This window comes from Planctomycetia bacterium (assembly GCA_034440135.1).
In the GTDB taxonomy this organism is placed as follows: Bacteria; Planctomycetota; Planctomycetia; order Pirellulales; family JALHLM01; genus JALHLM01.
This window is the reverse complement of record JAWXBP010000179.1, coordinates 1-8,826: the sequence shown is the minus strand read 5'-3', so window position 1 is coordinate 8,826 and position 8,826 is coordinate 1. Positions and strand designations below refer to the sequence as shown.

1 protein-coding gene is annotated in these 8,826 nt (G+C 61.4%); it reads right to left on the bottom strand.

The window, feature by feature from the left end; genetic code table 11:
- Window positions 1–8,826 (bottom strand): hypothetical protein (locus SGJ19_10395; protein ID MDZ4780651.1); only part of this gene is annotated, 8,826 nt, incomplete at both ends.

Below are 8,826 nucleotides of genomic sequence, written 5' to 3'. Positions count from 1 at the left end.
GCCGACGACCGGAACCAAGCTGATGGCGCTCAACGCGGCGTTCTTGTAGTCCCCTTCGTAGAGATACAGCCCGACGTTGATGGCATCGAATACCTCGCCATAAACGGGAATCCAACCGGCAAGGTCGAGGGCGTTGTGCGGATCGGAAAGCCAATCGAGGGCGGTGTCGAGCCAACCGGCCGCCGCCGTGCCTGGATCGTCCTCGGAGCTGGCGGTCGTGGTTGTGTTGGTGAGGGTCTCGCCGTTATACACGGCGAGCATGATCGTGGTCGCGGAGTCCGCGCCGTCCAGCGTCAATGGCGCTTGATCGTTGACGTTGGTTCCGTTCTGGGTGATGGCGCCGTTCTGCGCAAGGGCTTGCCAACCGCCCGTATCGATGCGTTTGAGTGCGGAACCATACGTCGCGGTCGCCGTGCCAGTGTGCGTCCGATCGTGCGTGACCGTGCCGCCTTCACTTTTGTGCGTGGAGAAGGCGAACGAGTTTGATTGGCTGATGTTGCGGACCGACGAATGATTGCTCGGATTGCCGTTGTCCGAATAGCTGCCGGTCTCCACGTAGTCGTAGTTGAAATTCTGACTGGCGGTGTCGACGAAAGTGCCGGTCGCCGTGGTCGTGGTGGTCGGCGACGGAGCGCCACCATCAGGAATTAGCGTGTGCTTCCAATTGCGGCCGCCCTGATTGTTCTGAACATACGTCTCGTTGCTGTGTTCCTCGGTCGAATAGGAAGCGGATTGGCTGACGCCGCTTGGACCACTTGTGGACACTCCGGATGAGCTGGATTCCGCGTTGTTGTTGTTCGTCTGCGTTTCGCTGATTGTGGCGGAATGACGGTCGCTGACCGATTCGTTGGGCGCGGCGAAATGGTCGTCGAAGGCGCTGAATGTATGCGAAACGTTCCCGGTCTTGTTGCCGGTGAAGTTGCTGCTGCCGTCGGACGTACTGATGAAATTCTGGGAGCTGCTGGCCACGCCGTTGATCAGCGAATCGACGCCGCTCGTGATTTCGTCGACGGAGGTGGAAGTGGCGTTCGACGAGTTATTCCAAACGATAGAACCGCCGTAGCTTCCCGAGGCGGGCTGCGTTGAAGTCGTGGGCGTCGGTGCCTTGTAAAGCCCGACCAAGAATTCCGAGATATTGCCGGGCACGGTGGCCCAATAGCCTTGCAGCATCCCGCCGTCCTGCCAGCCCGAGCTGGAGAACATCTGCTTCACGGATTCGGAGCTTGATTCGCTCGCGTTACTGGTGGATTTCGAGCGATAGCTGGTGTTGAATGTGTGCTGGGAGCCTGCGTCCGACTGGGTTCCGGAACCGGCGTATTCATCGGACGTGGTGGAACCGGTCGACACCGAATGCGAACCTTCCACGGTGCCAAACTGCGTGGTACTCGTGAAAGACGTCGATTGTTGATAGGACTCCGTGGCGTCGTTCTCGTCGGAGTTGCTAAAGGTCGAGCCGCCGGCTTCCCCGCTCGGCGTGATCTTGAAGTGGCCTTGTTCGGAATTCAAGGAGCGGCGCGTGCCGGAAGCGCCGGTTTTGAAACCGCCGGTCGTCGTGCCGCTGGAATCCGAGGAGCTAATCTTCCCTTGGCCGGCCATTTCGCTCTTGGCTTGTTCTCCGTTGCGCGTGGAGTAGGAGCCGGACTGTTTGAGAGCGCCGGCGCTTTCGGAGTAGTCGTTGCGCTGTTCGAAGTTCTCGCTGCGTGTGCCGGTTTCCAGCGACGAATAGGCGCCGTCTTGATCCCCGCGATAGCGGCCGGAATCGCTGATCTTGAATTTGACCTTGCCGGATTCCTTTTCGACGGATCGGCCGTTGCGCGTCGTCGACGATCCCGTGGTGGAAAAGGCGCCATCGTCGCTGGAATAGGTCGATGCTTTTCCCTGGTCAGTGAACGTCGCCGTGCCCACGGAAAGACTGGTGCTGTAGGCGACGTCGGAGCGGAGATCTTCGTCGCGCGTGCCGTTCGTGGTGCGGCGGAAATCGGCGTGGCGATTGATGTTCGCGCCGTTGTCGGAGAAGCCGCCGTACTCCGAGTATTCCGTCTCGGACTCCGTATTTACCTGGCTGTGATTAGTCGTGCGGCCGTTGCTGGCCGTGCCATCGAGATCGACGGTGTTGTCGTCGGTCGTCTCGTTGATCGTGGATCCGTTTTCCTTGAGTTGGAACCACCCGGCTTTGTTCACCGCGCCGTTCGTTTCGCTGAAGCCGCCTTCGTCCTCATACTTGCGATCGCTTATCACCATCTCGGTGAAGGAACTACTGCCCTGGACGGTGATCATTTCACCCGGGCCGCCGGCGGACGTGTTCTTAAAGCTGGACCCGCCGGCGGCGTTAACGATCGTGTTGCCTTTTTCCGTGCGGCTGTAGGTGCCGGTCCGCGACTGCGTGCCCGGCGAATCGGCGAACGTGCCGCTTTCCTTGTAGAACACTTCCGAGGTGGCCATCAGATGCGCATTGAGCGTGGTCGTGGTCGAACTCGCCGACGAGTTCGCCGTCACGGTCGTCGACTCCTTGCTGTCCGTGTATCCGTAACGCGTTTCCTGACGCGCGAAATTGCCGCTCTCCGTGCGGGCGCCGTTGTTTTCCGTGTATTGACCGCCGGTGATCACTTCGGAATTGGTCGAAGCGGCATCTGTTAGATTGTCAAACGTGCCGGCCGTGACGCCGCCCTGATGATCGCCTTCGTCGCGACCACCTTGCTTCATCGAGTTCGTGGTCGTACGGCGGAAGGAACCGCCCACGCTGACGTTCCCGGACGCGTCCACTGTATAGCTTCCAGAATCGCTATACGAGTAGCTGGCGACGTCGTCTCGCTGGACATTGGCGGCGCCTTCCCGGTCCGGCCGGTCGTAGCCAATCGTGTCGGTGAGCGACATCACGGTATTGCGCGTTTCGCGATGCCCGTTCGTGCCGTTCGAGATTTCGGTAGAAGCGGTCTGCGCGTAAGTCGCCGTATCGGACAACGACGTGGAGACATCCGTCGTTTCGTCTTCGAAGAACGCGTGGATTTCCTGCGCCGTCGCGGCGATCGTGTACGTGCCGCTGCCGCGCGTCTGTCGGTTGCTTTGGTTCTTTTCGGTGCGAGTCGACACGCCCGTGCGGTTTGCCACGGTCGTGGCATTGCCGATGTAGCTGCCGTTGTCGGTGTTGAGATAGGAAAACGATGCGGACTCCTCGCTGCGCGTCGTCCGTTTTTCGTCCGGTCGCACCGTGACCACGACGCCGTCCAGGTTCATGTTGGAGGATGCGTTATCGGAGGAAGTGAAAATGACCGAGAGCGTGTTGGCCGTCGGCGTCTTGGTGTAGCTCGCCGATTCGCTGTAGCTGGAACTCTGGACTCCGGAGGCTTTGACCTTTCCGCGCCCGGAGCGAGTCGTATCGCCGGGATAGGAGAAGGTGTAGCTGGCGGCCTGACTGTACGAGACCGTCGTACCGTCCTGACGGGTCGCGGCGCCGGCGGCGTACTTCGTTACGTCGACGCCCTGCACGGACGAATAACTGCCCCAATCGGCCAGCGTGCTACTGGCGGACAAACTGGCAGTGCGATCGAACGCGCCGTCGCTGGCGTTCGTGCCGTCGTTGAAACTGCGGCTGCCGGATTGATTGAACGTGAGCGAGCGTCGGGCACCGGTGTTTTTCGAGAACGCGCCGGACATCGTTCCGGCGAGATTGGTGAAGACGTAGCTCGTGCCGGCCGCGTAACTTTCCGTATACGACCAACTTTGCGAACTACTGTCGGTGCGGCCGTAGGCGCCGGCGTCGAAGCCAGTGTTGTCAAAGTAGCGCGACGTGCCGGCTTCCGTGCGGACGTCCGACTCGGTGCCGGCCTCCTGGACAAAGACATTGGACAGCGTCAATGCGTGGTTGCCGCCGTTCCAGGTGTAGCGTCCCGCCACGCTCTGGGTTTGGTCGTGCGTGTTGGACTCGACATGCACTTGGGCGCCGGTCTCGCTGCGCCCGGCATGATTGTAGGCGAAGCCGACGGTTTCGTTCACGTCGCGGCGGTAGCCGTACGTCGTGTTCTGCGCCAGCTGCGTCGCCGTCACGCTGCGCGAGCCGTTGTTCAGCGAATAGGAACCCGACTCCTGATAGCTGTAGCCGAAGTTCCGGGTTTCCGTGCGACTCAGCGAGTTCGAGTTGTACGAATTCGCCAGGCCGCCATAGGAATAGGAGCCGGAGTTGTTGTTGACCAGATTGGTAAAGCCGCTCTCCGTTTGGCTGAAGCTCCCTGCGGCCGACGAGACGTTAGGGCTGTCGTCCGCGGAAAAAGCCGTCGAGGCCGTGTTCCATTCGTGATGATCGAAGTGGTACTGCCCCATCATGCTGTTGCCGACGGAACCATTCCAACTGCGTCCCGACGTGGAATAGTTGTACGTGACGCTTTCCGTGTGGCCGAACGTGTAGTCGACGTCCTCCGTGACGTCAAACTTGCCTGTAACTTTGATCCGATTGCCATTGTCGACGAACGTGCCTGCGGCGGTGAAGACGACGCTGTACACGCCGTTTTGCGTATGCGTGTACGTATGTGTCGCGCCGGAGGCGCCCATTCCGTTTTCGCCGTAGATATCGGTCGAGGAATACGCTCCCCATTCCACGTACTGGTAGGTGTAGGTCACGCTGATCGAGAGCGTGTAGGTGTTGGCGGGCGTGGTGCGCACATAATCGACGTCCACGACGACAGTGCCTGTCAAGTCATAGAGATCGCTCGTTTCGCCTGGGACGGCAGTGTCCTGGACGTTGATCGTGAAATTCTGCGCGGCCGCATTGACGTCCGTGTCGATGTAGTTCAGCAACGACTGCGGGGAAAACACCGGCTGATAGCCGCCCGAGGAAATTAAGCCGTTGCGCGTGTTGTAACTGCCAACGTCCGGCACAATCCCGTTTCGCGTGCCGAACTTCAACGGCACGAGGCCGACCAGCGCATCCAAGTTGGACGAATTGGTGACGGTCTGTCCGGTGGATGTGGCCCAAGTGTGATATTGATCGCGGGCCTTGGCGGCCGCGGTGTCGACGCCGCGCGCCGCGATGACGCTGGTCACCCGGCGGGCCGCTTCCGTGGCCGACTGATCGTTCTCGTCGATGACGGTAATGTTCGCGTCCGTGGTCAATTCCAGGAGCGTGAACGATTTGGTCGCCCACGCGCCGTAACGGACTTCGTCTTCGACCTGGTCGAGCGTGACGGCGCGCGCCTTCGCAACAACCGCGCCGAGTTGCAAATCCGGCGGACGGTAAAAGAACACGCCGGCGTCGTCCGCGACGGTCGTGGCGTCGGCGACGCCGTCCTGATTGAAGTCCAGTTCGATGGTCGTGTACGCGAACTCAACGCCCGTCCCGACCACGCCGGTCAGCGTCGGATCCGTGGTCTGATTGTCGCCGCCCGGCGCGGTGTCGTTCGCCAGACCCAACGTGACGGTGGGGGCCGTGGTCGCTTCCAGTGTGAACGTCAATGACGTTGTCGTCCAAGGACCGGTGACCGGCACGCCGCTCGAGTTCCGCGCGGCCGCCCGCGCACGTAGGTTGAAGGCGCTGCCTTGGGCGACTTGACTCGCGCGGATGTTGGTCGAGGGAAGGTACTCGAATTGTCCGTCGACATCCGCCAGCGTACTTTCGTCAGCGACGCCGTCCGCATCGTAGTCGAATTCCACATTGGAGTACGCCAACTCGAACGTCGCGGGCGCGCTCACGTCGCCTTTCACCGTGGCGTCGGTCGTGAGCGCGTCGTTGGGATTACCCGTATTGTTTTTCAAGACGAAGTTCGTGACGGTTGGCCCGGTCCACGGTTCATAGGTGAAAGAAAACCCCGTGTTCCAAGTTCCGACCAGTTCCTCGTCGGCGACCTTGTCGTCTTGAACGACGCGCGCACGGACGGCCACCGCGCCCGCCACGTCGATCGGCAACGTATGGGAGAACGAGCCATTGGCCGCGGCCGTGGTTGAACCGTCCGGGAGGCTATCGCCGTTCCAGTCAAATTCGATCTTGGAGCCGGCCTTGAACAGTGCCGAGGTGGCAATGGACCCTTGTACCGTCGAGTCGTACGTGATTTTGTCGGCCGCTACGCCGGTGTCGTTGACCAGCGTCAGCGCGCCAACGGTCGCCTTGGGCGGCGCCTTCAGATCAAACGTCAAAGTGACCCACGACGAATAAATCGGATCGGTCTCGCCATACGTGTGCTCGACTGCCCGCAGCCGCACGCCGTTGAGGCCGTACTCGCGGTCCTTGGGAAAGAATGTGAATGCGCCTTCCGCATCGACGATCGTGGAATCGTCAATTACGACGTCCGCGTCGGCGGCGAAGGTGCTGTCCGTCCCCGCGTCGGCGTAGTCGATTTGTACGACAATTCCGTCGCGGAGTCCGTCGTTCGTCACGATGCCCGCGATCGAAGGATCGTAGCGGTCCGCGCCATTGAAGGCGCCGACCAGCGAGGCGACGAGGTTGGGCGCGGTATCGCTTTCCGTTGTCTTGTAGCGGATGGTGTAGGCAGTTGTCCAAGCCGCCGGCGTCATGTAGGCGTTGGTGACGCGATTCCATTCGCGCACCCGCAATCGGATCGGCAGGTCCACGTTATTCGGCGGGTTGTTCGGCACGAATTGAAAATCCGGCGATCCCAAGCTCAAGGCCACGGATTGATCGGCGGTGCCGTCACCGTTGTAGTCCGCGTCCAAGATCAACGCCGCGGACGCATCAGCCGCCAGCGACACGACCAGGTTGTCATTGACGATCGTGCCGCGAACGGTTGGATCGCGCGTGATGCGATCGGTGCTTGACGTCCCGGTGTCGTTGACCAGTCCGATGCTGGTCAGCGTCGGCGTGGCGTTGTGCGCTCCGCTGATCGTGAACGTTGGCAGCAGCGTCCAGCTCGAAGTGACCGAAGCGCCGCCCGCGCTATTCGGCTCGCGCGTACGGACCTTGAAGTTGCCATACGAGCCCGCGGGCGCCGTGTAATAAAACTGTCCGCCTGCGTCGGCCGTCACGCTGGCGTCGGTCGTGCCGTTGCCATCCCGGTCGAACTCAATGAATACCTGAGACAAGTGACTGCCATCGGCTGCCGGCGGATCGTCGTTGCGCACAACTCCCGCAATAATCGGATCGCCCGTAATGCGATCGATCGCGGACGCGCCGGCGTCATTGAGAATGTCGACCTGGCCGAAGGTGGCGGCCAGATCGGCGCTGGTGACCGTGACGGTGAATGTCGTCGCGACGCTCAGCCCCGCGGCGTTCGTCGCCCTGACAGTGATCGAAGCCGTGCCGAAACGGTCCTCCGCGAGATCAAGCGTCAGCGTCTGGGTAACGGAGTCGACATTGATTCCCTCGAACAGTTCCCAGTTGTCCGTCTGCAGGCTGGTGCTGCTTAGATGCTCGATCGAGAGTTCCAGCGGAATGCCGGTCTCTTGAGGATCGACGAACACCGACGACAGGCTGATAACGTGATCGCCCGCGTTCTCCGCAATCGTCACATTGGAGATACCTGTTGTCGTCGGCTTCGCGACTAACCACACCGCGTCGGCCAGTTTGTTGTTGGTGCCGCCGGAAAACACGACCGTCGGCGTGTCGGCTGCCGCCAGGACGTACTCGCCCAAGAGTTGCCAGGGCTGCCCGTGTTGCGCAGCACCGGTCGGGCTTGATATTTGTTCGGTGAACTCCGTCCCCAACGTGACCAGGGGATTCTTTTTGATCGCAAAGGTGCCATTGCGCACCGTGCTGTCGTTGCCCGTCCACGTAGCCATCACGCCGTACGTACCCGCCGGCACGCTCGCGAACGTCCAAGTGGCGCTCGTGCCGCTTCCTCCTGCCACGAGTTGGTTGCCGTGCAGTCCTTCCGGCGGCGTCGGTGTCGGCGTCGGCGGCGCCCAGGAGCCGGTGGTCGTGAACCCGGCCTGACTGTTGTCGATGTACTCCGGGTAGTCGAATCCGGCGCCACCGAGAAGTTGATTAATTCCAGGGCCGCCGTCCATGAAATCGGTGCCGTTCTCGCCGTAAAGCTCGTCGGCGTCTTCCTCGCCGTACAGCAAGTCGTTGCCGTCGCCGCCGTAGAGTTTGTCCAGGCCTTGTCCGCCGCGCAGCGTGTTGACGATCGTGGAACCGACAAGCTTGTCGTTAAGCGGACTGCCGACGACGCTCTCAATTTCCGAAAGCGTCGAACCGGCGAGTTTGATCAAACGCAGCTTCAAGAGGTCAGCTGTTCCGGCGCCCGTGCCTTGTTGCGCGGTCTGCTCGGCGCTTACGGTGAGCGACACCGAAACGCCGTTGTTCGTCGTGTCGCGAAAACGCAACAAGGAGAAATCGAGCGTGTCCGTTCCTCCGGTCGCGGCTTCTTCGACGATGTCGATCCCTTGGTTCCCCTGGCCCGCGAACTGATATACGTCGTCGCCGGTGTTGCCGACGAGGTAGTCGTTGCCCAATCCGGGCAGGATTGTGTCATGATCCGCGCCGGCGTCGACGTAGTCGTTCCCTCCTTGGGCGTCGATCCAATCGCTCCCGCTGCCGGCGAGCACATAGTCGCCGCCCGCGCCGTCGTAATAGCCCCCGCCGGCCAGTCCCGTAGCGGCCCAAGCGCTCGACGAAGATGAAGAACTGCGCACCTCATCGCCGCCGTAGATCGTGTCGTTGTCCGAGCCGGCGTCGATCCAATCGGCGCCAACTTCACCATGGAGCACGTCGGCGCCGGCATGTCCATAGAGATAGTCTCCGCCGTCGCCGCCGCGAATCAGGTCGTCGCCGTCTCGCCCGTAGGCGTAGTCGTTGCCAATCCCGCCCTCCAGCCGATCGGCCAAGGCAGCCCCGCTGAGATTGTCATTCCCTGCCCCGCCGTACGCCCAAATCTTCTTGGC